The 23,922-nt window shown below is 46.1% G+C and carries 19 protein-coding genes and 2 pseudogenes; all 21 read right to left on the bottom strand.

All coding sequences use genetic code 11. The features are described from left to right. Positions 1–514: 514 nt before the first annotated feature. Positions 515–628 (bottom strand): annotated as a pseudogene (locus tag ABID13_RS03520) (SpoIVB peptidase S55 domain-containing protein); the annotation flags it as partial. Positions 629–704: 76 nt separating this feature from the next. Continuing rightward, the gene (locus ABID13_RS03515) at positions 705–2,081 is read right to left on the bottom strand and encodes an ATP-binding protein (protein WP_048929792.1); all 1,377 of its coding nucleotides are present in this window, start codon (positions 2,079–2,081) and stop codon (positions 705–707) included. A gap of 94 nt (positions 2,082–2,175) precedes the next feature. Beyond that, positions 2,176–4,578, bottom strand: a complete 2,403-nt coding sequence (locus ABID13_RS03510; RefSeq protein ID WP_048929793.1) for an AAA family ATPase — start codon at positions 4,576–4,578, stop codon at positions 2,176–2,178. Then, a complete protein-coding gene (locus ABID13_RS03505) occupies positions 4,579–5,340 on the bottom strand; it encodes an ABC-three component system middle component 1 (protein ID WP_048929794.1) in 762 nt (253 codons plus the stop codon). Continuing rightward, positions 5,337–6,791: a hypothetical protein gene (locus tag ABID13_RS03500; RefSeq protein WP_048929795.1), complete on the bottom strand. Its 1,455-nt coding sequence runs from the start codon at positions 6,789–6,791 to the stop codon at positions 5,337–5,339. Before ABID13_RS03500 ends, ABID13_RS03505 begins: the two co-directional genes overlap by 4 nt. Positions 6,792–7,144: 353 nt before the next feature. Further along, positions 7,145–7,396: a hypothetical protein gene (locus tag ABID13_RS03495; protein ID WP_048929796.1), complete on the bottom strand. Its 252-nt coding sequence runs from the start codon at positions 7,394–7,396 to the stop codon at positions 7,145–7,147. 23 nt (positions 7,397–7,419) lie between these two features. Then, positions 7,420–7,911 (bottom strand): recombinase family protein, encoded by a 492-nt coding sequence (locus ABID13_RS03490; protein WP_048929797.1) that lies wholly within the window; start codon positions 7,909–7,911, stop codon positions 7,420–7,422. Positions 7,912–8,224: 313 nt separating this feature from the next. Then, positions 8,225–9,502, bottom strand: a complete 1,278-nt coding sequence (gene spoIVB, locus ABID13_RS03485; RefSeq protein WP_007860438.1) for a SpoIVB peptidase — start codon at positions 9,500–9,502, stop codon at positions 8,225–8,227. 143 nt (positions 9,503–9,645) lie between these two features. After that, positions 9,646–11,304: a DNA repair protein RecN gene (gene recN / locus ABID13_RS03480; RefSeq protein ID WP_048929798.1), complete on the bottom strand. Its 1,659-nt coding sequence runs from the start codon at positions 11,302–11,304 to the stop codon at positions 9,646–9,648. Positions 11,305–11,388: 84 nt separating this feature from the next. Then, positions 11,389–11,841 carry an arginine repressor gene (gene argR, locus ABID13_RS03475; RefSeq protein WP_007860440.1) on the bottom strand — a complete coding sequence of 151 codons (453 nt, stop codon included), beginning with the start codon at positions 11,839–11,841 and terminating at the stop codon, positions 11,389–11,391. 1 nt (position 11,842) lies between these two features. Next, positions 11,843–12,685: an NAD(+)/NADH kinase gene (locus tag ABID13_RS03470; protein ID WP_007860441.1), complete on the bottom strand. Its 843-nt coding sequence runs from the start codon at positions 12,683–12,685 to the stop codon at positions 11,843–11,845. Positions 12,686–12,698: 13 nt separating this feature from the next. Next, positions 12,699–13,571: a TlyA family RNA methyltransferase gene (locus tag ABID13_RS03465; protein ID WP_048929799.1), complete on the bottom strand. Its 873-nt coding sequence runs from the start codon at positions 13,569–13,571 to the stop codon at positions 12,699–12,701. 10 nt (positions 13,572–13,581) lie between these two features. After that, the gene (gene dxs, locus ABID13_RS03460; RefSeq protein WP_048929800.1) at positions 13,582–15,456 is read right to left on the bottom strand and encodes a 1-deoxy-D-xylulose-5-phosphate synthase; all 1,875 of its coding nucleotides are present in this window, start codon (positions 15,454–15,456) and stop codon (positions 13,582–13,584) included. A 30-nt stretch (positions 15,457–15,486) separates the two neighbouring features. Next, a complete protein-coding gene (locus tag ABID13_RS03455) occupies positions 15,487–16,398 on the bottom strand; it encodes a polyprenyl synthetase family protein (RefSeq protein ID WP_007860444.1) in 912 nt (303 codons plus the stop codon). Next, positions 16,391–16,624 (bottom strand): exodeoxyribonuclease VII small subunit, encoded by a 234-nt coding sequence (gene xseB, locus ABID13_RS03450; protein ID WP_007860446.1) that lies wholly within the window; start codon positions 16,622–16,624, stop codon positions 16,391–16,393. The genes ABID13_RS03455 and xseB overlap by 8 nt, the downstream gene beginning before the upstream one ends. Before the next feature lie 3 nt (positions 16,625–16,627). Continuing rightward, the gene (xseA, locus tag ABID13_RS03445) at positions 16,628–17,899 is read right to left on the bottom strand and encodes an exodeoxyribonuclease VII large subunit (RefSeq protein WP_045094194.1); all 1,272 of its coding nucleotides are present in this window, start codon (positions 17,897–17,899) and stop codon (positions 16,628–16,630) included. A gap of 15 nt (positions 17,900–17,914) precedes the next feature. Next, positions 17,915–18,373 (bottom strand): annotated as a pseudogene (gene nusB, locus ABID13_RS03440) (transcription antitermination factor NusB); the annotation flags it as partial. Positions 18,374–18,589: 216 nt separating this feature from the next. Continuing rightward, complete coding sequence (locus ABID13_RS03435; RefSeq protein WP_007860452.1) at positions 18,590–18,973, bottom strand: Asp23/Gls24 family envelope stress response protein; 384 nt, start codon at positions 18,971–18,973, stop codon at positions 18,590–18,592. 92 nt (positions 18,974–19,065) lie between these two features. Beyond that, positions 19,066–22,113: an efflux RND transporter permease subunit gene (locus ABID13_RS03430; RefSeq protein ID WP_007860454.1), complete on the bottom strand. Its 3,048-nt coding sequence runs from the start codon at positions 22,111–22,113 to the stop codon at positions 19,066–19,068. A 2-nt stretch (positions 22,114–22,115) separates the two neighbouring features. After that, positions 22,116–23,186, bottom strand: coding sequence for an efflux RND transporter periplasmic adaptor subunit (locus ABID13_RS03425; protein WP_007860456.1), 1,071 nt, complete (start codon positions 23,184–23,186; stop codon positions 22,116–22,118). Between the two features lie 29 nt (positions 23,187–23,215). Continuing rightward, positions 23,216–23,833 (bottom strand): TetR/AcrR family transcriptional regulator, encoded by a 618-nt coding sequence (locus tag ABID13_RS03420; protein WP_048929801.1) that lies wholly within the window; start codon positions 23,831–23,833, stop codon positions 23,216–23,218. Between the last annotated feature and the right edge of the window lie 89 nt (positions 23,834–23,922).

Here is a 23,922-nt window from a genome sequence, read left to right as displayed (position 1 = left end):
ACGCTCCTAATCTTGGTATGCAGTCGCTTCCCTCTGTATTTCAATCCACAGCCCCCTCGCGGAAGCTGACGGATTGCTGGCTGCCAGACCGCTGATGAGGTTCGGATTTCAATCCACAGCCCCCTCGCGGAAGCTGACTGCAAACATGTCTGATTTTCTTTTTTATACAAGACATATTCTATACAAATCATACAACTCTCTTAATCATTTTACAACCCATGATATCTAAATTATTCTCTTTTTTCAAATTTTTCTTAAAAACCAAGTGCGAATCTCCTATGCTTTTCATGTGCACTTGGCATTCGCACCAATATAGTAACTTACATTATCAAGTATTTGTATACCAAAATTATGGTTCAAAATCTTGCTCTCCTTACATCTCTTCCTCTATCCGCTCACTACTTCGTCTAAGCGCCAAAAATTTTTACTCCATAAGATAGAGTGGACAAAGGCTTATAAGAGCCAAGAACGCAGGATTACAGCACCTATATGCCCACTCTATCCTCCCTCACCCTCAATGCTCCAACATATTCTCAATCAAAATCCCATACCCCCGGCTGGCATCCTGCACAAACACATGGGTCACTGCCCCGGCCAGCTTCCCATTCTGTATGATCGGGCTTCCGTTCACGAGTGAGTCAAGTAATGGACAACAATTTTTATTTTTCTTAATCACTTTCTTGTTCATTTCTTGTTCACTATGTTCAAGAAACTGACGAATAATACCTTTGATTCCTGTTTCTAGGCTGTTTGGGGATTGTCATCTTTAACGTCCCTTCTTCCAACATTTGATCCATATAATGCCGCTTTAAGTAAGACCGACTAGGCATATCAAATTTGGCCATGATTTCTTTTACCGTTTTCGGTTCTTTACAAAAAAGCAAGATTTTATATACAGTATCTTGCTCATTTTCTTGTCTATGTTCTTGTTCACTCCGTCCAAGACCTCCATTTAACAGTTGTAAATAAGAATTACAAGCTTTACACAAAACCATGATACCACTTTTTGATATCTCATATTTCGGCAATGGACCACCATAGGATTCGCACGCTTCCCGTATCTTATCAAAACCACGCCCCCATGCCTCTATCATACCACTCTTAAAGAATACATTTGCCAATTTAGGATTGTATGGTTTTGATGAGTGTTTCTGAAATAGCCTCTCAGTTGAATTAAATTCTTCTGGCATTTCACCATCATTCCAGATATACATTCGATCTTCATAGACACTGATCTGAATTGGATTACAGCTGCTGTAGTCCTTATGAACAACAGCATTCAACAAAATCTCCCTTGTAGCGTTTCGATGGAACATAAATTGCTCTATCCGCTGAATATCACGGTAAGTAATGAGAGCCTTCATATATTTGGTATAAATCAAGTCTAAAGCCCTATCTACCTGTTCAATCAGAGCTCCATGTACTTCATCCTGATATTGCAAATCCGAATCAGAATTCCCGAAGAAACCAATTTTAATATAGGAACCAGTCACCCATTTTTCAGGGTCGTCATAGAAAGCAAGCATAGCTGCTCTGGTGAGATAATCGTCATCGTCAAAAAGGTGCAGATTTTCTAACAGCACTTTGTCTGTAACTTTGGTTTCTTCTTCTGTCAGCCTCCCTCTCTCAATTGCCTTTTTCTTAAAAAGCTTGATAGCCGTTTGGCTCAAATCCTCAATTTTAAGTTTCGGTATCGGCATACCATCCCATGTTCTTCCCTGAGACTTCAGTATAGCCCGATCTAATTCTTTTCCCGTAATAGTACGCATTGTACTTCCTGAGCGGTAAAAATACTTTCCATGATAGCTAATGAGAGACGGGTATTTATCTACAATAATCTCTAAATACTCCAACTCTCCTTCAAAACAAAGATTTACATCTACAACAATACCCATTGTATCAGTCACTTGGCTTGGAATCTTCTCCAACAATTTTTTAGAGTCCTCAATGCCTTTTACTCTACCATGATCATCCATACCAATGTACAAAATCCCTCCATTGGCATTTGCATAACCGCAAATCCATTCCAAATATTCGTTATGCCATGATTCTTTCCATTCAATTGTTTGATGTTCAGGCATATTCTCCCTCCCCCGATTTATTTAACAACCATTTCGACCCCCCCCCCCCCACCAACTGCATGATATTTTTAATGATGCTTTCATACATAAAAGCTTATACATTTGTGTTGTACAATTCATCTTGCACGTTATACATAATAACATCTTTTCCGGCTTTGTCATTTTTGTATTTAATGTAACTAGCAATTTTATCCTCATGGGTGGATAAAATAACCTGCGTCTCGGTAAATTCATTTTTGATGATTTCTACAAAAGAAGCTACATTCAGTTCATCCAGAGATTGACAGGGATCATCAATCATAAAAATATCCAGGCTGGTTGTCGCTATCTTTTTTAATGCCAACATCAATGCAATATTGGTCACATTCTTCTGACCTGTACTGAATTTATTGCTTACATCCAGTTTTTGACTTATAGCCACTTTATTTGTTGACAATTTAAATTCTGTGAGAGCATCTTCTTTGGAACCGGTAAAGCAAAATACGCCAAGGCCATTTTGATGTGTTTGTATCAGTTTTCCACTATAAATATACATCGGAATCTCTAAATACTTCATGATATCATTTAAGTACTCTTTTTTCGCTGCTTTTTTGCAACTCATTACCTTCTGTAATTTCATTTGTTTAACGTATAGGTTCTCTATTTCCTCTAGCTTTTTTTCGTAGGCTGTCATGTCCGTAATGTAATTCGAGGCAAGTTTTTCCCGTCTCTTCCAGGCCAAATAGCTAACTTTTTCTTTCAGCATATCCACCCGCATGTCCATTTGGAATAAAGAGACAATGATATTCTTATTCTCATCATAAGCCAACATGTCCAATTCTTTTTTCTGGCCGCCATCCGAAACCGATTCTCTTTCCACTGCTTTAGAGAATATTTCCATCGCCGCTTTCAAATCACTTTCAGCCTTTTGATATTCGCTTATCTGCACATACGTTTTACGAAAGACATCTTTATCTAAAAAGGGAGAAAGCATCGACATCTCTTCCAATTGGTACAACTCACTCAGTATTTTGCCCAATTCCAATGCCTGTTGTCGAAAATTGTTCATATAGTATATATCATCACATAGCGCCTTTTCGCCTTCTTCAGCTGCAACTGCACTCGCAATCTGCGCCTTGACTTCTGAAAGTTCTGTTCGCCAAGTGTCTGCTTGTTCTTCTAGCGTTGTATCTAGAATTTTACTTGCTTCTTCTATAATGACCTGAGATTGCTGAATAGCCTGAGTCAGAGAAATATCCCTGCCGGTAAAATTGGTTCCACATAACGGACAATGTTCATCAAAAATAGTTTCAAGAATTTCTACTTTTCCGTAAAGATGGTTTCTAAACTCTGTTACTTTTTTGTATAAAGCCTGCCTTTCATTCAGATTGTTACAATATTTCTTATATTTTTGTCTTATTTGCTGTATCTTTTCAGTGAGAGTCTCTCCCAAATATTCTGTGTTTAAAACTTTTTCCAGCAATTCTTTCTCATCAGACAAAAGCTGCTGAAAGTACTTCTTTTTAGCAAAAGACTGCGTATATTTGTTTTTACATTCCTCATTATAGAGTCTCAAGATAAAATATTTGCAATAAGGCTGCTGCGTTTTCCATCTTGTCAGCAATTCCATTTTTCTCTTATACCTGTATTCCGGCAAATTTTCTATTACACTCAGCATCCTCTTGGCATGTTCTTCATACTCTGAAAACGGCTCGTCCTTTCCATAAGTACTTTTATCCCAAACCAAATCTATTTCAGGATAGACTCTTTGGCAAGCAGGTTCTTCCCCCTGGACTTCTTTTATCTCTTGCTTTACTTTCCGCTGCAAGTCCAAGATGTCTAACTTTAAAGTTTCTATCTTTTCATCAATTTCCTTCTTCATCTCCTCAACATTTCTGAAAAATTCGTCATTTCCAGTATCGATCAGGAGATTCAGGAAATCAAGCCTGTCTTTATCAGATTTAAGAATAATATCGCTATTATGCTCCTGTTGAATATAATTTCTTTTCACCCATTCCTGGATGTTTTTTTCTCCAAACCGTTCCGCTATTTCTTCCATACTTTTACTTTTTAATTCCATTGGAGCAAATTCTTTATATACGAACTTTCCCTCCACAATATAAGCATGAAAGCCATTGTTCACTACCATGTCTTTTAACTTACCTGATTTTCCTCTTTCTGCATAGCGAATCAGGGTAACATAACGTTTCTCGTTATCTACAAACTCCACTGCCGTAAAACAGCATTTGGAAATATCATTCAGGATAATATGTTCGTCAAAAGTCTTTCTTCCATCTGCATATTCTCCTACTTCTACTGTCCCCGTCAATGTAAAATAAATCGCTTGAAAAATTGAGGTTTTTCCATATCCATTTGGTCCGGATAATATCATGGAACGAATATTCCCACCGCCGCTGGTGAAGTCGATTGTTACATAGGGTTTTTCTAAGTTATCTCCATAAGCAAATGGTTTGAAGTTACATATGTATAATCTATGAATATGGTATTTTTCTCCCATTTACTTCGTCTCCGCTTTCAAATTATTTAGGATTTTCTGAATCTCTCTTTCTTCTTTTTCAGACAAATTTACATAATCCTCGATTGATTCCACATCTCCATTTTGCAGCTTGTAGAATAATTCTGGATGAAATTCGTCCAACTTCTTCTTTACTACTTCTAAAACAGTTTGATCCGTGGTTTCCAAATCAGAGAGATTCATAAAGGGCAGCTTAATATAGATTCTACTTAAGCATTCGTATCCCTTATGGCCGGAATTTTTAAATTGACTAAAAAAATCATAGTTTTCCACTATACTATTTAGATTCTTACTGGAATAATTCCCCTGGCAAAGCTCCTCCAGACTTTCTTTTTCCCCATCAGAATACCAAAGAACATATTTTCGGCAAAAATATTTATTTTCCTCTATCTGCATTACTCTTTTTTGCTGTTCCCAAGTTAAGGTTTTATCTACTGGAGTGAGATATAACAATCCCCAATTCGACCTATAGCTTTTCCGGATTTCTCTACTTACTTCAGCTTCTGCACAGATAGCTATCACTTCATTTAACGTATTTTCATTTAGCTTTCCTCCTAAAAGAAAATACATTTCATCCTGTTCATTGACATAAATACGCCTCAAAACAGTCTTACCATCTTTCGACAGATTATCCATGAATTTTTCTTCATTGGTGCCATGCTCTTTTTCTGTAAATTTTTTCATTGCCTTTGTCAACAATGCAAAGGAATTCTGTTCAAATATTTTATCTATTATTTTTATCATATTGTCACACCCTCGTAATGTACAAATCTTGTATTCCTTATCTCATTAAACAAAGGAAATCCCTCCCGTTCACCCTCCTCTTTCAAAATACTGAGTTGGGATTCATCCAAAGAATAGTCAAATCCGTTTGTGAGAACATTGTCATAGTCTCTGTAAATCTTTGAATGCGCCCAATAATTGTCCATTATTCCCCGTATATTGTTCTTCCTCTGTGTATTTCCTGTCTGTAGCATAGATGACAGAACGTACTGATGATTCATTTCTGCAATATCATTTTCCCGCAGTCTTAACTGCATTTTATGATAATTCAATATATCCATCAGCACATCATGCTTCGTATCTGACAGTTTATTATTACGTGATTCTTCTTCTCTCTCTGCGGAAAAGAGCGGGAGTTCTAAATTAATATTGTCGTAAAAATTCCTCATATCCCATTCTTTAACGGTATTTATGATACAGGCCGAACAGCTTTTCGTAGCACAAATGCTGCATATGTCTCTTTTCAGGTCTGTCCATAATTTTTCCTTTCTGCGATATAACGCTGCTTCCCACCGGAAAGTGGCTTGTTCCTCATCTAGCAATATTCTCAGGATATCCTCCTCTTCATATTTAAAATTTTTTAAGTCCTCATCCTTTTCCAAACGCTGCATCTTTCTATACATATCTGCAAATAATTTTGCCAGAATATCCCCTTCTGTCAAAAGAAGATTTCTTTTTATGCCTAAACCAAATAATTCTCTTATCCGCTGAATACAGTTATTATCCACTTCATTTAGCCCAACTTGCCGGAACTCCAGACATTTTTTGAAATCTGAGTAGTCGCTGTGCCCACGGACCAACCTATTCTTTAAAGGTATCAGTATATTATTGCAAATAGATTCTCTCTGCACTTCCGTATCATATTTTTCCTTACCAAATTTATTTCTCAGATAAGAGCGGATATCTTTACATAAGGAAGATTTTTCGTTCAAATTCAGATTTTTTTTCCAAAAACAGATATCCTTATAGTTTGCCACCAACAGCCCTATCTGTTTTATCCATCTATCCCTTATAAATTCATTATAGAATTGTTCAAATTCTAAGCAGCTCAATTCCAAAGTTTTGAGCGCTGTATCACCGTATCCTAAGCACCATTTCATATCCTTATCAGCTAAAATCTTAAACTGTAAAATAAAATTAGATAAAACTTCTGCTCGGTTTAACGAAGTTAGGGTTTTCTTTATCTGATGTATTTCTGTCACTCTGCCATCCTCTAGCAACACAAAGTCTTCCACCCACTCAATCTTAAGCTTCAAATCCAACGCTGCAGGTCCACCCGGCCTTTTTCTATATTCCGAAACCAATTTTTCCAGGAAACGCAATAATCCCATCATTCCCTGGTATTCATATCCCTGCCAACTTGTTATTGCATTTCTTCTCCCACTATATAATTCTTCTACGAGCTGTTCCATAATTCCTCCGTCTACATAATATATACCCATATTACCATTTTAAGGCTTCTATTTCTACAAAAATATAGATGTTTCGACCAGAAAATAATGAGCCTTTTCAATAACAACAAATTATGGATTCATTTATGTGATACCCCTCGCCTGATGAGGGGTTCGATAATCATTAAACTATGGGATAAACATAATTGTATGTTACATATACGAATTCTTCCACAGTCTCGTAAATCTTTTTCTTGCAACGTATAAGTCCGCAGTACCTTAATTGTCCACCGTCTGAATTACGTGGCTCGGATAGAGTTTACGCGGTATCCAACAGAAATAATTGACATCAATCCATTGCCCTTATTTCTTTTTTACAACCACATCCCATTTTTCATATACACCTCAATCCCTCCCTCTTGATTAACAATTATCCTTTCAACTTTTTCAACCAGCTCCAAACGTTCCATGTCTTCAATACCTAGTTCTTTTAATTGACTTTCCAAAAACTCTTCTTTCACGCAAACAGATGGACATCCTTTTATTTTTTTACCATTTTCCATTCTATCTGTACATCTATAATAAACATACTTTTTCTTATCACCAGTCGCGCATCGCCTTTTCATTTTGCCTCCACAAATTTCACACGTCATAAACTGGTATATGTTTGTTCCTTTCCGACTCCGGAGTATGTATCTAATATCATCTGTACTTGCATAAATTCATCCATTGTAACAATTGGATTATGAAATTTTCTATCTGAGTCACCCTGAATTATACTTATTTTTCTCTGCTTTCGCCCTCCCTCTTCGTAATAGCTTTCCCGGTACCCCCACTCAAGCGTCCCAGTATACATTTTATTTCTGAGGATTCTTCTAACCATTCTGGAATCCCCCAAAGATTGTCCACTGCATTCTTCATCCCACATAATCATGTTATTACATCTGGTATATTCAGACGGTGTAAGGTAACTCTGCTGGTTTAAATATTCTGCAATTTCATCTATATTTTTACCATCCAATGTCCACAAGAACATCTGCCTTACCATCACTGCTGCCGAGTCATCAATTACAAAATGTGGGTCTAATATAGTTGAAGTCTTATATCCATAGATATTTCTGTATCCCCTATATTCCATCATATACACTCCCCTCTTTATATTGTTAATACTCTCACCCATACAAAAGCAAAAAATTATGTATGCGTCTTTTATCTTGCAATTTTTTACCAGTTACATAAGAAAAGCAACTTGAATGTCACAAGCTGCTTCCCTAAATTCTATTCTATCTCATCTTAAAAATCCATACTTCTCAGCCTCTATTCCGTCCGGACGGCAACCGCTGTCACGCTGCGCACACCATCGGTTGCGCGGCTTTCGCCGCATAGGTCACTCGCAAAAAGGATGTTCAAGCAAGCTTGCTTCGCATCCTTTTTACTCCTATCCTCCCTCACCCTCAATGCTCCAACATATTCTCAATCAAAATCCCATACCCCCGGCTCGCATCCTGCACAAACACATGGGTCACCGCCCCGGCCAGCTTCCCATCCTGTATGATCGGGCTTCCGCTCATTCCCTGCACGATTCCCCCGGTCAGATCCAAGAGCCTCTGATCCGTTACCTTAATAACCATACTTTTATTCTTATGGCTGGCATTGTAATCTACCTTCTGTATCTCTATCTCATAATCCTCAAGCTGGCCTGAGACGTCACTTCTGATATATGCGATCCCGGGTTTTACGTCCTGGCGGCAGGCAATCTCCATGGGTTCGCCTGTGAGCTGCTTTTTGTACTGCTGGTTCACGGTTCCAAAAATACCTTCATTTGTATTTAAGGTTATATCTCCCATGTGAGACTGGGGACCGTAGTAGATCACACCGGACAAAAGGCCCGGTTTCCCAATAGTACCCTTTTCTATCCCCATGATCTCCGTTGAGTAAAGAGCTCCCTGAGACGTCTCTACCAGATCACCTGTATCGCTGTCGCTGATCCCATGCCCCAGTGCCCCGAAATTTCCATTCATGTCCACATAAGTAATGGTTCCGATCCCCTGCGTATCGTCCCTGACCCATGCTCCCAGTTTGTAGTGGCCGTCCGAACTCTCCACCGGCTTTACACTCACATCCACCGGCTCTCCCTCTCTCCGGATAGACACAACTGAATCCTGTCCTCCCGACTCGTTAACAGCATTGATGAGATCCTCTTTTGTCTTCATTGGTTTTCCGTTAAATGCTTCTATATAATCCCCTGATTTTAAAACCCCGTAGGCAGGCTCCACTTCCATTCCGTCCGTTCCGGTGATACGCCCCGTTCCGATCACCATGACACCGTCTGATTTCAGATAGATCCCTATGGGCTTTCCACATGGTATGGCATACCTTGTATCCACCACATCCACCTGAATATCCTTCAGCTTAATAACTCCAAACAGCTTCAGGCCCACCTGGTAGCTTCCCTGCTCCTGGGCAAACATGGAGAAGTGCTGCTTGCCGCTGATTGTAATCTGGTCCGCCGGGATATTACTCTCATTTCCCAGGGACACTTCCTTACTATCGCTTGATATTGTTGCTTTTAAAGGCAGACCAAAGGAAAATTCCTCCTCCTGGTTTTGAATGATGCTCACCCGGTCCGGCACCGCCTGGTCCATGTAATACCACGTGTATCCCGTAACAGCTACAACGGAAAGCCAGAAAACACGCCCCAGCCACCGGTAAAATTTTGATTTTCCTGTCATCGCCCTGCCTCCTTATATAGTCTTGTATTAGATTTCGGCAAAGGCATGTTCTGTCTTTTAAAGCTGTTTTCGGCCAAAAAAAGAAAGACGCATGCTCACTGCCTCTTTCTTAGTATTATCCGTACCGCGGATTTCAATCTGTTTTATTTTGTTCTGTCTGCCAATTCCTTCATCTCCAACGCATTTTTGCGCACTGTTTCCGTAATCCGTGCGCCGCCTAAGAGTCTGGCAAGTTCCTCCACCGATGCTTTCCGGTCCAAAAGCCGTATGGTTGTGAGAGTGCTTCCATCTTTGGCAGATTTTGATATCTCAAAATGAGCGTCTGCCATGGCTGCGATCTGGGGAAGATGGGTGATACAGATGACCTGGTGGTTCCCTGCAATATAGGAAAGCTTCTCAGATACCTTCTGTGCCGTCCTTCCACTGATACCAGTATCGATCTCATCAAAGATCAGGGTTGGAATATCATCTGAATCAGCAAGCACGGTCTTAATCGCCAGCATGATCCTGGACAGTTCTCCGCCGGAAGCCACGTCTTTTAGCGGCCGCATAGGCTGCCCGGGATTGGTGGAAATGATAAACTGCGCCTCATCCCATCCAGAAGGGCCGAAATGCTCCATCTGCCGGAACTCCATATCAAAATCCACATCCAGAAAATTCAGGTCAACCAGTCCCTGTTTGATTTTTTTTACAAGATCCCTGGATGCCTTTTTACGTATCTCAGTTAATTGTGCACAGAATCCCTCCAGATGATTCACACACACTTCAAGCTCTTTCCTGGTCTGTTCCCTGTGAAAGTCATAATCCTCCAGTTCATCCAGACGCTTCCTTTTTTCTTCCAATTTTTTATGGATCAGAGGCACCGTTGCGCCATATTTTGCCTGAAGGTTGTGTATCAGGTCCAGACGCTCCTCTGTCTGGCGGAATGTTTCCTCGTCAAATTCCATGGAATCCATGTAGGAAGATATCTCCCGTTTGGCGTCCTCCAAAATGGAATCCGCATCATAGAGCTGGTCCCGTATCCCTCCCAGTGCTCCATCATACTCTGCCACCCGCTCAACCTCCCTCAGGGCACGTGAAATCCATTCCCCCTCCACTGCCTCATAGGCTGCGCCCAGGCTCTCGGCTATTTTCTGGGAGTGGGCAAACCTGCGGTAGACCGCGGTCAACGCTTCCTCCTCATCTTCCTTTAAGGCGGCATCCTCAATCTCCTGTATCTCAAAACGCAGGAAATCAGTCTCCCTGATACGGCTTTCGCTGTCCATGTCAAATCCCTCCAACCGCTCCTTCAGGGTGCGGTAGGTCTGGTATTCCCTGTATATATTCTGTTTTACCGGCTGGGAATTGGCCTTTATATAGGCATCCAGGATTTCAAGATGTTTGGATTTGTACAAAAGTGACTGATGCTCATGCTGGCCATGGATATCCAGCAGCAGGCCTGTGATCTGGCGCAGTCTGGCCGTGGTAACTGTCTCGTCATTGATACGGCTCACACTCCTGGAAGCCATGATCTTGCGCGAGACAATTACAAGCCCATCTTCTGTGGGTTCTACCTCCAGCGCTTTTAGGGCTTCTGTTTTTTCCTGTCCTGAAACGGAAAACACAAGTTCAATATAGGCATAATCCGCTCCATGGCGTATGCTTTCCCGGGAAGCCTTGCCCCCCAGCGCCATGGTCACGGAACCGATGATAATGGATTTACCGGCTCCTGTCTCTCCGGTGAGTATGTTGAGCCCTTCGCCGAACTCCACGTCCGCCTTCTCGATCAGGGCCAGGTTTTTTACATGCAGCTCCAGTAACATAATGCACCTCTTTCATTGACGCTAAAACGTATCTGAACACCGGTTAACGCTAAAGCATGTCCCCTGCACCCCCTGGGACATGTCTTAATCCTCCACCATCTTCTTGATCTTCTCCATCACAATAATCGTATCATCCACGCTGCGGATGGCGCACATAATGGTGTCATCCCCTGCAATGCATCCCACTATCTCAGTAAACTGAATGGCATCCAGGGCAGCTGCCACCGCCATGGCCATGCCTGAAACAGTTTTGATCACCAGGATATTCTGCGCCATGTCCATGGACATGAAACCGTCCTTTAATATCCGGATAAACTTGATAGCCGAGGTACCCCTGGGGCTTTCCAGGACCATGTACCGCTGCCTGCCGTTTTCGGACTGCATCTTGGTCAGCTTCAGCTCCCGGATGTCCCGGGAAACAGTTGCCTGAGTCACATTAAAGCCTGACTCATTCAGTTTTTCAGCCAACTCCTCCTGAGTCTCTATGTCATATTTACCGATTAATTCTACGATTTTACTGTGCCTCTCTACTTTCATGTCATATTCTCCCCAAATGATTGCTGAGATTTTGCATAAATGATACCTGTTTTAATTTCACCATAACCGTCTCCAGATGGGAACACTCAATACAAATGCTGTCCCCTGCGGACAGCTCCATGGAACTGTCCCCGTCAAAGGACACCACCTGGCCGCTGTTTAACAGCCTGATCTCTATCCTGTCCTCGGGCGCCAGAACAATGCTCCTGGCATTAAGTGAATGGGAACAGATGGGCGTCAGCACCATCATCCGGGCCGAGGGGGCAATGACCGGGCCTCCCGCGGAGAGATTGTATGCCGTAGAACCCGTGGGTGTTGCCACCAACACCCCGTCCGCCGCGTATTCATTGAGATATTCGTCATTGACGTAAACGGAATAACGCAGGACCTTCAGAGGATCCTGCCTGGTAACTGCAATCTCATTCAGCGCAATGTCCGACAATACAGGCTCCTTATCGTGAAATGCCGTTCCCTGTATCATCATCCGTTTTTCCAGCTGATAACGGTCCTCCAAAAGCGCATCCATAACAGGGGCAATATCTTCCTGCCTGCTGATCTGGTTCAGGTAACCCAAATGGCCACGGTTGACGCCAACCATAGGGATCCCCCTTCCGGCCAGATCCCTGGCTGCCTGGATCAAGGTCCCATCCCCGCCGATGGTGATAACACACTCCGTATTCTCCGGTACCATCCCGGAATTTGTATGGGTGCTCTCCCTGTCCCGCAAAGATGCGCTGTTCAACCTGCACACAGCGCCCTTTGCTTCAAGGTATGTTTTGATAAACACCTGAGCGTCTTTTACATATTCCTTGCTCAGATTGGCAATAATATAGAAATATTTCATTGTTAGGCTCCTGTTATTTATCCAGTGAAGTATGTGCTTCCTCCACAACCATCTTGGGATCCACCGGCACGTGACTGTAGATTACGGTTTCCTCATCTGCAACTGCATCATGGTCCCCGGCATGATTCCCATCATGATCCCCAATCTGGTTTCCGCCATGGTTCTGAAGATAAAGAAGGTACTCAATATTTCCTTCCGGTCCCTTAATAGGGGAATATTCCAGGTTCAACACCTCAAACCCTATGCTGAGCGCATACTGGATCACCATCCGGATCACTTCCAGGTGCACACTCTTTTCCCTGACAACCCCTTTCTTGCCCACCTTTTCACGTCCCGCCTCAAACTGCGGCTTGATCAGGCACACAATCTGTCCATCCTCTGTAAGCAGCGCCTTCACCGGTCCCAGAACCTTGGTAAGGGAGATAAAGGACACGTCAATACTTGCAAACCGGATCCTGTCCCCAATATCCTCCGGGGTCACGTAGCGAATATTTGTTTTTTCCATACACACCACACGGTCATCATTCCGCAGTTTCCATGCCAGCTGTCCGTGCCCCACGTCCACGCTGTACACCTTCACCGCCCCGTTCTGGAGCATACAGTCTGTAAATCCTCCTGTGGAAGCCCCCACATCCATGCAGACCTTTCCCTCAAGCTCCACGCCAAAATGACTCATGGCTTTTTCCAGCTTCAGGCCTCCGCGGCTCACATACTTAAGAGTGCTTCCCCTGACTTCGATCTGAGCCGTATCGTCAAAGGAGGTTCCCGCCTTATCCTCCTTTTGTCCATTTACATAGACAATTCCTGACATGATCAGGGCCTTGGCCTTTTCTCTGGACTCAGCCAGACTTCTCTGCACCATAAGCACATCCAAACGCTCTTTCATCTTTTCCTCCCTAGTTCAGCCCATTCATCCATCCTCCGGCCTTCATGGTCCTTATGATGGAATCACTGTCTATTCCAAGTCCTTCCCTCAATATGGAAACATTACCATGTTCCACATAATCATCAGGCAGGGCCACATTTAACACCTTGATATGTGGGTAATTCTGATGGATATACGCAGTCACCGCCAGCCCATATCCTCCCTGAAGGACATTCTCCTCCAATGTTACGATCAGGCCGTGATTCCCGGCCAGACGATTTACCAATTCTATGTCAATGGGCTTTACAAAGCGGCCATTGGCAAGGGAACATGCATAGCCTTCCTTTTTCAGCTTCTCCCTCACATGCTCTCCTGTGCTCACCATACTGCCCACTGCCAGCAGCGCAATATCCTTTTCCTCGTAAAGCATCTCGCCTTTTCCGTAGGCCACCGGCTGCCTGAAATCCCTCAGTCCCCGGTATGCTTCTCCCCTTGGATAGCGCACGGCCAGGGGACGGTCATACTCCATGGCAAATTCCAGCATGGCCCTCAGCTCCCACATGTTTTTGGGAGCCATGACGCTCATGTTGGGGATGGACGTAAGAAAGGAATAATCAAATATTCCCTGATGGGTTTCCCCATCGCTGCCCACAAGGCCTGCCCGGTCCACCGCAAACAGTACGGGAAGGTTCTGGATGCATACATCATGAAGGATCTGGTCATATGCCCTCTGCAAAAAGGAGGAATAGACCGCAACCACCGGTTTTAATCCGGCTGCCGCCATGCCTGCCGCAGAGGTCACCGCATGCGCCTCCGCAATACCCACGTCAAAGAAACGGTGGGGATACTTTTTTCCAAAGGCAGTCAGCCCCGTACCATCGGGCATGGCTGCGGTCACAGCCACCAGATTGGGATACTGCTCCCCCAGCTGACAGATCTTCCTGGAAAATACATCCGTATAAGATGGATTCTTCTGCTCCGACAACGGCTTGCCCGTGTCCACGTCAAACGGACCTACCCCGTGGAAGTGGGAAGGATTCTTCTCAGCCGGCCTGTAGCCTTTTCCTTTTTTTGTGATCACATGGACCAGGACAGCGTGGTCCAACTTCTGTGCTTCCCTTAGCACTTTGCACAGGGCGGGGATATTATGTCCGTCCACCGGCCCCAGATAGGTAATGCCCATATTTTCAAAAAGCATGCCTGGTATGAACAGCTGTTTGATGCTGTTCTTGGTGCGCTTGATCTTATCTATCATCACAGATCCCACCACCGGTATCCGGTCCAGGGCATCTGCCACATTCTTCTTCAGGTCATTGTAACCGCTGCCTGTGCGCAGGCCATTTAAGTAGCGGGACATGCCCCCTACATTTTCCGAAATAGACATATTGTTGTCGTTCAGCACAATAATGAAATTCCGCTTCATTCTGGCGGCATTATTAAGGGCCTCGTAGGCCATGCCGCCTGTCAGGGCCCCGTCTCCGATCACTGATACCACCTTGTAATCCAGTCCCTTCAGATCACGGCCAAGAGCGATCCCAAGGCCTGCTGAGATGGAAGTGGAACTGTGCCCTGTGTCAAAGGAATCATAGGGACTCTCCTTGCGCTTTGGAAATCCGCTGAGTCCTCCGTATTGGCGCAGCTCATCAAACTCAGCCATACGCCCGGTCAGGATCTTGTGGGTATAAGACTGGTGCCCTACATCCCATATCACCTTATCCTCCGGGAGGTTGAATGTGAGATGCAGGGCAATGGTCAGCTCCACCACACCCAGGTTGGAGGCCAGATGGCCGCCGGTATGGCTGATCTTTTCGATCAGGAATTCACGGATCTCCTGGGACAGTTTTTTTAATTCCTCGGGGGGAAGAGACTTTAACTCCTCCGACCCCTTAATATGCTCCAATATCATATTGATGTTTCTCCAAATGGTTATACCGGCTTATTTCTGCCTGTGGATCAGCAGATGGATCAACTGTTCCAGGAAATCATTGTTCCCGGGCAGTTTATTCAGTTCCTCTATGGCTTCAGCAGATATCTTCTCCACATCCTGCTTTGCCTTTTCCAGACCTTCCAGTGTCACGTAGGTGGTCTTTTTATTCTTTTCATCGCTGTTTACCGGCTTGCCGATGATCTCTTCGCTGCCGGTCACATCCAGGATATCATCCTGGATCTGGAATGCCATACCGATCTTGGACGCCAGGGATTCCACGATCTTGCAGTCCTCATCCGCAGCCCCGCCCAGCACGGCGCCGATGAGCATGGACGCCTCAATCAGGGCGCCTGTCTTCAAATGATAGATAAAATCCAGCTTGTCCGCCGGAATCGGTCCGCCTGCCAGTTCAACATCCACCGTCTGGCCGCCGATCATACCATACACCCCGGTCTTTCGTGCAAGGATCCCTATGGCCTTTCCAATCCTGGAGAGTTCATCCGGATCCACACTGGTCTCAAATGCGCAGGAGGCCGTCTCAAATGCATACATCATAAGCGCATCTCCTGCCAGAACGCCGATATCCTCCCCGAATTCAGCCCATGTGCTGGCCTTACCCCTGCGCATCATATCATCATCCATACAGGGAAGGTCATCATGCACAAGTGAGGAGGTGTGGATCATCTCAACCGCTGCCATGAATGGTATCACAGATTCCAGAAGGCAGCCTGTAAACAGGCGGCACATCTCCTGCATCAGCATGGGGCGCAGGCGCTTGCCGCCGGCCCTTATGCTGTAATTCATAGCTTCCAGGATGGTCTTCTGATGGCCGGTTTCTTCCGGAAGATAGGTTTCAATTAACTTTTCGATCTCTGCTGTACGTTCGTTCAGTTCCTTCTTAAATGTTTCCTTATCACTCATTTTCATCACCCTCGCTCAATATCTGAATTTTCTTTTCTACTTTATCTATCTGGCTGTTCAGAGACTTCACCAGCTTCATACCTGCCTCATAACAGGCAAATGATTCTTCCAGCGTACTGTCCCCTGCCTCCAGTTTTTTTATGATCTCCTCCAGCTGTACAAAGTTTTCCTCAATGCCAGCCTGCTGCTCTTCCTTTTCCTGTGTGTCTGCTTTCCTGCGCGGCATGCCTTATCCCTCACTTTCAAACACGTGTTCAACCTGGGCCTCGATCCGGCCGTCCCTCACGCTGATTCCTATTATGTCCCCGGGCTTTGTCTGGGCAATGGTCCTGACGGCATTTCCCCGTGTATCCGTCACAAACCCATATCCGGCGCTGAGCTTCTTAAGAGGGGACAGTGCCTCCAAACGCCCGGCGCCAAGGGCCAGGCGGTGCTTTCCTGCTTTCAGGCTTCCCTCTATTAAAAAACTCAAACGCTTTTCAATGTCTGTCAGGCGCCTTTTGTCTGACCCAAGCCGTTCCTTCATGATCCGCTCCATCTGGCTCTCAATATCAGCCAGCCTCTGTCTGCGGTCCACCAACTGCCGCTCTGGACTGTGAAGCGTCAGCCGCATCTTTCCCTGTTCCAGGCGGAACGCAAGCTTCTCCACCTTCCGCTCCATGGAACGGTTTAAGACCTGGCTGTACAGCTTTACCTGTTCTTCAAACTGGCTGAGGTCAAACACAGCCAGCTCTGCTGCCGCGGACGGAGTCGGCGCCCTCAGGTCGGCCACGTAATCCGCAATGGTCACATCGGTTTCATGGCCAACGGCTGAGATGATGGGAGTGGTACTGTTAAATATGGCTCTGGCCACCATCTCCTCATTAAATGCCCAAAGATCCTCAATGGAGCCTCCGCCCCGGCCCACAATGATCACATCAAGTCCCATGCGGTCCAGGGTTTCGATCCCTTTTACAATGCTGAACTTTGCCCTCTCTCCCTGGACCAGGGCAGGGTACAGGATCAGCTGCACATAGGGATTCCTTCTGGCGGAAATATTCATGATATCCCGGATGGCAGCCCCGGTACTGGCCGTGACGATCCCTACCTTTAATGCATATTTGGGTATGGGCTGCTTATAACAGCCGTCAAACATGCCCATGTCCTCCAATTCATTGCGCAGCTTCTCAAAACGGGCAAACAGATCGCCTCGGCCTTCCCTGGTTATCTCCTTTGCATAGAGCTGGTACCTGCCGTCCCGCTCATACACGTCCACATTACCGGTGACAGTAACTTCCTGGCCTTCCTCCAGTTCAAAGGTCAGCCCCTTTCTCTGCCCTGCAAACATGACGGCGGCAATCTGTGAGCCGCCGTCCTTCAGGGTGAAATATATATGACCGGATGTGTGATATTTACAATTAGAGACCTCGCCCTTGATAGAAATACGGTTCAGTGCGAAGTCCTGTGTAAACATGTTCCTTATATATGCTGTTACCTGTGTTACGGTATAAACGCTTGCCATGTGTTATGCCTGCTCTTTGCTTTCCTTACCTATGAATCTTGCAAGGATCCCATTGACAAATGCCGGTGAATCGTTGCCGCCAAACTTCTTGGCCAGCTCCACGGCCTCGTTGATGGACACCTTTTCCGGAATGGTATCATCATACGCCATCTCGAAGAGCGCCAGACGCAGAATCGTAAGTTCCACCTTACCCATGCGCTTTGTCTTCCATCCGGCCGCCACCTCGTTCAGCTTTGCATCAATCTCAGGAATCTTATCTATTATGTTTGCTGTTCTTGCCTGAAGATATTCACTGTCCTCGGTTTTTAATTCTACTTTATGCAATACCTGAAGAACACCCTCTGTGTCTACGTCTTCTTCTTCCGGCGACTGGAAATACTGATCCAGCTGGGCGATGGCCTCTTCCTGGGTGGGATAGAAGTCTGCCGAGAACAACATTTTAAAACAGTGCTCCCGCAATTCTCTTCTGGTCATTTTCTCTTCTTGTACGTAAAAGCCGATCCATGTAATGTTCACATCCTCAGCCTTTGGTACATTTTCCTTTCTTCAATGTTGGTTGGTTCTCCCCCTGAAAAAGGAAGTTCCGTTGTAGACATTATAGCAAAACCACTGCATAAAAACAATAAAAAATGTATAAAACACTCCCTGAACAACGCTCCAGGGAGTGTCTTATCCATCTTATATACGCTGCTACTTGCCTTCGTCCATGTTGACACCGGCAATCTTTATGTTCACATCCAGCACGGTCAGCCCTGTCATATTCTCGATGGCTGCGCTCACCTTGTCCTGTACCTGCTCGCTTACGGCCGGTATATTATACCCATACCGGATGTTCAGGGAAAGATCCACGGACACATGCTCCTCCGTCACATCCACCTTCACTCCCTTGCTCAGGTTCTTCATTCCCAGCTTGCCTACCAGTTCGTTGGTAATGTTGCCCGCCATGGAGTCCACACCCTCCACCTCAGTGGCAGCCAGTCCGGCTATGATCGCCACCACCTCATCCGCTATCTGTACTTCGCCGATCTTATCTTTCTCGTATAATTTATGGGTACTGCGATTTTCCTCTGCCATCACAATTTGCCTCCTGTTATGACTTGTAAACTATTATTTTACTATTATAACAAAAAGGGCGAAATATGTATAGGTTAATTTTTCCGACAGTTTTAGTCTGAAATATTCTCCTCATCAAGTCCCAGGCTCTTTCGGCCCAGGTTGTAAACCAGTTTATAGTAAGTGGGAAGCATGATCAGGGTCAGTGCCGTGGCCGCGATCAGACCGCCCACATTTACAAGGGCCAGCCCCTGCATCATGGCTCCCGCCTTTCCGTAAGCCAGCGCATTGGGCACCATGGATATGACCGTGGTCAGGGTGGTCATGAAAATGGGTCTCATACGGATGGCGCCTGCTTCCACCAGCGCCTGGTCCAGAGGCATTTCCGCCAGCAGCTGGTTCACGGTTTCCACATAGAGGATCCCGTTATTGACCACGGTTCCTATGAGCATCAGAAATCCCAGCATGGAAACCATACTGATGGGACTGTCCGCCGCGAACAAGAGCCCAAATGAACCGATCAGGCTGAAGGGAATGGTGGTCATGACCATCAGGGAAAACTTGGGTGATTCAAACTGGATCGCCATGACAATAAATATCAGGAACACGCCGGTTCCCAGCGCACCTCCCAGCGCGCCCAGCTCTTCTCCCATCATTTCATCCATGGAATTGGCAGCCGGCTCCACCTCCGCCGGAAGTTCCCATGAATCCACAAACTTTTTTACATTTTTTTCAGCCGTCTTTTTATAGTCTGCCTGTGGTTCCATGGTGATGGCTACCTGGTACTGCTTATCCTTCCGTTCAATCTGCTGGGGACTGTCCTCATAATAAATATCCCCCAGGTCTTCCAGAGGAAGAGTTGTACCCGTGGCCGTGGTGATCATCATTCCCTGAAGTTTATCAATGGTATCGTACCGGTCCGGCGCATACTCCACCCGGATATCCACGTCCTCACCATTGATGCGCACGGTGGAAACATCCATTCCGCTCAGGCTGCTGTATATGACCGAGCCGATGCCCGCAGGTGTCAGCCCCTCGGCCTGTGCCTTCACAGGATCGATCTTTACCTTGATGACCGGAGCCGCGTTTTCAATGGAGGAGTGGACCTGCATCACATCCTCCCTCTCCCGAAGGGCGTCAGCCAGCTCATCTGCCGCCATTTTCAGCGCGTCATAGTCCGTGCTCTGCAGGTCGATCTCGATCTGGTCGCTGCTGCTCATGGCTGAGGAGCTGGTGGTGCTTCCCTGCTCCATCGTAATGGAGACATCCTTATACCGTTCCGTCTCCCGCCTCCATTGGTCGATCACTTCATCGGTGGACAGTTTGCGGTCATCCTTCAGATATGCGTTCAGGGTAGCGCCACCCCCGCCCGTACTCAGCCCGCTGGAGCCATATGTTAAAAGGTAATGGTCCACGGACTCGTCATTTATGATCATGTCCTCCACCTGTGCCAGAGTCTCATTGACCGATTCAATGGACAGTCCGGGTTTTGTCTTGACAGTCACCTGTACGATCCCCTCATCCACGGATGACATGAGATCCACATTCAGCCTGGAGGCTAAAAGAAAGGCCGCTGCCAGCAGCAGGACACTGGTACCCATGATCAGCCTGGTCCTGGGTATGATGGAGGGCATGTTTTTGCGGTACCATGCCTGTAGGGATTTCATCAGGCGGTTTACCGGGGCATTTTCTTTTTCCATGGGATGCCACTGGTAATAACACAAAGGCACAATGCTCACTGCCGAGAACAGGGAGGCGATCATACAGAAGACAATGGTATACCCCAGCTGCTTAAACAGCTGTCCCGACATTCCGCTCAGCATTGCCAGGGGAAGGAACACCACGCAGGTGGTGATCGTGCCGCCTGTAATGGAGCCGATCATGGTACGGCTGCCCTCAATGGCCGCGTCATAAAAATTATGTTTTTCCTTTGCCCTGAAACAGCCGTCCAGCACATTGATGGAATTATCCACCATCATGCCCACGCCCAGAACCAGGGATGTGAGGGAAATAACGTTTAAGGAAAATCCCATGGCGCTCATGGAGATCAGAGCCAGCATAATGGAAATGGGAATGGAGGTTCCAACGATCACAGATGCCCGCAGGTCGCCGTAGAACAGCCACAGAACGATCATGGAAAGGATCACCGCCATGATCATGGTTTGAAATACGTTTGAAATGGATTCCGTGATCATCTCGCTGGAATCATTTACAACTGTGATCCGGATTCCCGGGTTGACGGCCTCAATCTCCTGGATCTCCTTCATAACGTCCCTGGATACATCAATAGCCGTGGAACTTTGCTGTTTTTTTATGCCCAAGGAAATGATATCACTTCCATTGTAGCGGCCAATGGAATCCGCATCCTCCAGGGCATCATACACCTCTGCAATATCGGACAGATGGATGACATCCCCGTTTGCCAGCGGAATAGCCACGGACTTCAGGCTTTCCGCATTGTCATAGTCATTGCCCACACTGACATCCAGGTTCTGTTTTCCGACCTTTACCTCACCTGCCGGAATGGTAAAATCCGCTGCTCCCACGATCTGGCCCACTGCAGACATGGTAAGATGATACTGCTCCAGTTTTTCCGGTATCAATTCCACCCTGATATAGCTTTTCTGGCCGCCGGACAGGGACACCTCGCCCACGGACCCCAGTTTTTCAAACAGTGGGACCACATTGTTGTCCACATATGTATAAAGGTTTCCGTCCACCTGCCCGCTGACCGCCAGGGTCACCACCGGCTGGGCGTTCAGGTCCAGTTCCATAATGGTGGGTTCATTGGCATCATCCGGCAGATCGCTGCGGATGCCGTCCATGGCCTTTTTCAGATTGATATAGGCTGTATCAATATTGGTTCCGTATTCATACTGGACCATGATCACCGATACATTTTCCTGGGAGTAGGACTGTATTGTGTCCACACCGTCCAGGGATGTGATGGCATCCTCCTGCTTCATGGTGATCAGTTCATTGATATCATCCGGGCTTGCCCCTGCATACACGGTACTGATGACCAGCATGGGCAGCTCCATCTCCGGGGTCAGCTCAACCTTGGTTCCTAAAAGGGACTGGATCCCGAAAAAGAAAATAGTGATAAGGCACAGGATAATGGTAGTGGGCCTTTTTACTGCGAATTTAGTGATATTAACCATCCCTATTCACCTGCTTCCCGGGTATCCAGTATCACCTGCGCGCCGTCCAGGAGTTCATTGCTCCAGCTGGTGATCACCAGACTGCTGCTGTCAAGACCTGATATTACCTCCATGCGTCCGGAGTCATAGATACCGCTTACAATCTTTGTTTTACGGGCGCTGCCGTCCTGGTAGCAGTAAACAAATGCTTCACCGTTGTCATAGTTCACCGCGTCCACCGGCACGGTCATCACAGACCTGGCCTGATCCATCACCACGGTCAGTTTCACCTTTGTTCCGCTGGTCAGACCTCCTGTCTGGCTGATCTCGGCTTTGACGTCATAAAGGCCGGTGGAAGGATTGGCCATGGTGCCCACCTCGGTCACCTGCCCCTCATAACTGGTTCCGTTCTTTTCCACGGAAACAGTGTCTCCTGCTTTCATATGTTTTAATATTTTTTCCGTGATGCCGAACTTTACCTGGAGCTGTTCACCTGCGGAGATAACACAGATCTCCGCTGATGTGTCCACATGGTCATGTGGTTCCACATTCCTTGTCTCCACCACTCCGCTGATGGGCGCCTTTACCGTGGTATAATCAAGCTGCAGCTCATACTGGTGCTTTGCTGATTCATAGGCGATCTGCGCACTTTTGGCAGAATCGCGCGCCTGTTCAATCAGCTGCTGTGACACATAGCCGGCAGCGTAAAGGGGCTCCTGCCTGGCCAGCTCCCTGGCCGCTTCATTGGATGATACGCTTGCCGCATCCATCTGCAGTTTTAAGGATGTGAGCACATCCGAGTCGATCCTGCACAGTTCCTGCCCGGCCTGCACATGGTCCCCGGCCTGAAAATACACCTCCAGAATCTCCCCTCCTATTTTGGGCTGGACCGATGCCCTGGACCGGGGCTCCACCGTACCTGTCAGGTCCGTATACAAAATAATGTCCCCTGTCTCAGGATGTTCCGCCGATATGGTAGGACGGTTTTCGTACTGTGCCGGCTGTTCCATTGACTTTATTACATTCCATCCGATCCCCGCTGCTGCCACAAGTACAAGTCCTCCCGCCAGCAGCCTTTTTGTTGTTTTCCTCATGTTCACGCCTTCCTTTCTGTTTGGGGAAATTAAGCCCCGATTCCTTTTTCCAGTATATCCAGCTGTATCTCAGCAACTTTATTCAACTCATCCCCCTGGCTTGTGTTCCCGCAATATTGAAATAATGTCTTGAAAATGATCATGATACCAATATCGATGGCACAGGTCAGATATTCCTCATCCAGCCCCGGATACGCGGACGGATCTATGGTCTGATAACACTGTTTCCCCCTGTGCCTGCGGCGCTCCTCGCTGTAGATCTGCATCTCAGCCATGGTAAAGATCCGTTCCACTTCCCGGTCCTCTGCGGATTGCTTGCGGATCCTGTTAAGGAGCGCGCCTGTGTCGTCCCGGGTAAACATATGAAACACCCGTTTCATGCTGTTGCCAAAGCAGCCGTCTTCCTCCTGAAATGCAAGGATCAGCAATGATTCCATATGATCCAGAACCTGGCACAGCATATAGGAAAACAAATCTTCCTTTCCGTCAAAATACGTATAAAAGCTGGCGCGGCTGATTCCCGCTGTCTTGGCAACACGGCTTACGGTTATCTCCGAATACGGGACCCGGAGTATCTCCTGCTTCATTGCATTTACGATCAACTGCTTTTTGTAAATGCACAGGTTTAAAAATTTCTGTGTTGGCATGTACGCTCATCTCCTGTATCCTTCTTCTGCTCCCTTTATGGCTGCCGGTGCTGCTTTTACTGTGCAGCACCAGCATATAATACAATCCA

Origin of the sequence: Enterocloster citroniae (assembly GCF_040545455.1) — a bacterium.
GTDB lineage: Bacteria > Bacillota > Clostridia > Lachnospirales > Lachnospiraceae > Enterocloster > Enterocloster citroniae.
The sequence above is the reverse complement of the archived record's forward strand: the minus strand, read 5'-3'. Positions and strand labels throughout refer to the sequence as shown.

Bases quoted from the DNA above. Each gene is read 5' to 3' on its own strand.
- ABID13_RS03515 (WP_048929792.1), bottom strand. From the start codon at position 2,081: ATGCCTGAACATCAAACAATTGAATGGAAAGAATCATGGCATAACGAA.
- ABID13_RS03510 (WP_048929793.1), bottom strand. From the start codon at position 4,578: ATGGGAGAAAAATACCATATTCATAGATTATACATATGTAACTTCAAA.
- ABID13_RS03505 (WP_048929794.1), bottom strand. From the start codon at position 5,340: ATGATAAAAATAATAGATAAAATATTTGAACAGAATTCCTTTGCATTG.
- ABID13_RS03500 (WP_048929795.1), bottom strand. From the start codon at position 6,791: ATGGAACAGCTCGTAGAAGAATTATATAGTGGGAGAAGAAATGCAATA.
- ABID13_RS03495 (WP_048929796.1), bottom strand. From the start codon at position 7,396: ATGAAAAGGCGATGCGCGACTGGTGATAAGAAAAAGTATGTTTATTAT.
- ABID13_RS03490 (WP_048929797.1), bottom strand. From the start codon at position 7,911: ATGATGGAATATAGGGGATACAGAAATATCTATGGATATAAGACTTCA.
- spoIVB (WP_007860438.1), bottom strand. From the start codon at position 9,502: ATGACAGGAAAATCAAAATTTTACCGGTGGCTGGGGCGTGTTTTCTGG.
- recN (WP_048929798.1), bottom strand. From the start codon at position 11,304: ATGTTACTGGAGCTGCATGTAAAAAACCTGGCCCTGATCGAGAAGGCG.
- argR (WP_007860440.1), bottom strand. From the start codon at position 11,841: ATGAAAGTAGAGAGGCACAGTAAAATCGTAGAATTAATCGGTAAATAT.
- ABID13_RS03470 (WP_007860441.1), bottom strand. From the start codon at position 12,685: ATGAAATATTTCTATATTATTGCCAATCTGAGCAAGGAATATGTAAAA.
- ABID13_RS03465 (WP_048929799.1), bottom strand. From the start codon at position 13,571: ATGAAAGAGCGTTTGGATGTGCTTATGGTGCAGAGAAGTCTGGCTGAG.
- dxs (WP_048929800.1), bottom strand. From the start codon at position 15,456: ATGATATTGGAGCATATTAAGGGGTCGGAGGAGTTAAAGTCTCTTCCC.
- ABID13_RS03455 (WP_007860444.1), bottom strand. From the start codon at position 16,398: ATGAGTGATAAGGAAACATTTAAGAAGGAACTGAACGAACGTACAGCA.
- xseB (WP_007860446.1), bottom strand. From the start codon at position 16,624: ATGCCGCGCAGGAAAGCAGACACACAGGAAAAGGAAGAGCAGCAGGCT.
- xseA (WP_045094194.1), bottom strand. From the start codon at position 17,899: ATGGCAAGCGTTTATACCGTAACACAGGTAACAGCATATATAAGGAAC.
- ABID13_RS03435 (WP_007860452.1), bottom strand. From the start codon at position 18,973: ATGGCAGAGGAAAATCGCAGTACCCATAAATTATACGAGAAAGATAAG.
- ABID13_RS03430 (WP_007860454.1), bottom strand. From the start codon at position 22,113: ATGGTTAATATCACTAAATTCGCAGTAAAAAGGCCCACTACCATTATC.
- ABID13_RS03425 (WP_007860456.1), bottom strand. From the start codon at position 23,186: ATGAGGAAAACAACAAAAAGGCTGCTGGCGGGAGGACTTGTACTTGTG.
- ABID13_RS03420 (WP_048929801.1), bottom strand. From the start codon at position 23,833: ATGCCAACACAGAAATTTTTAAACCTGTGCATTTACAAAAAGCAGTTG.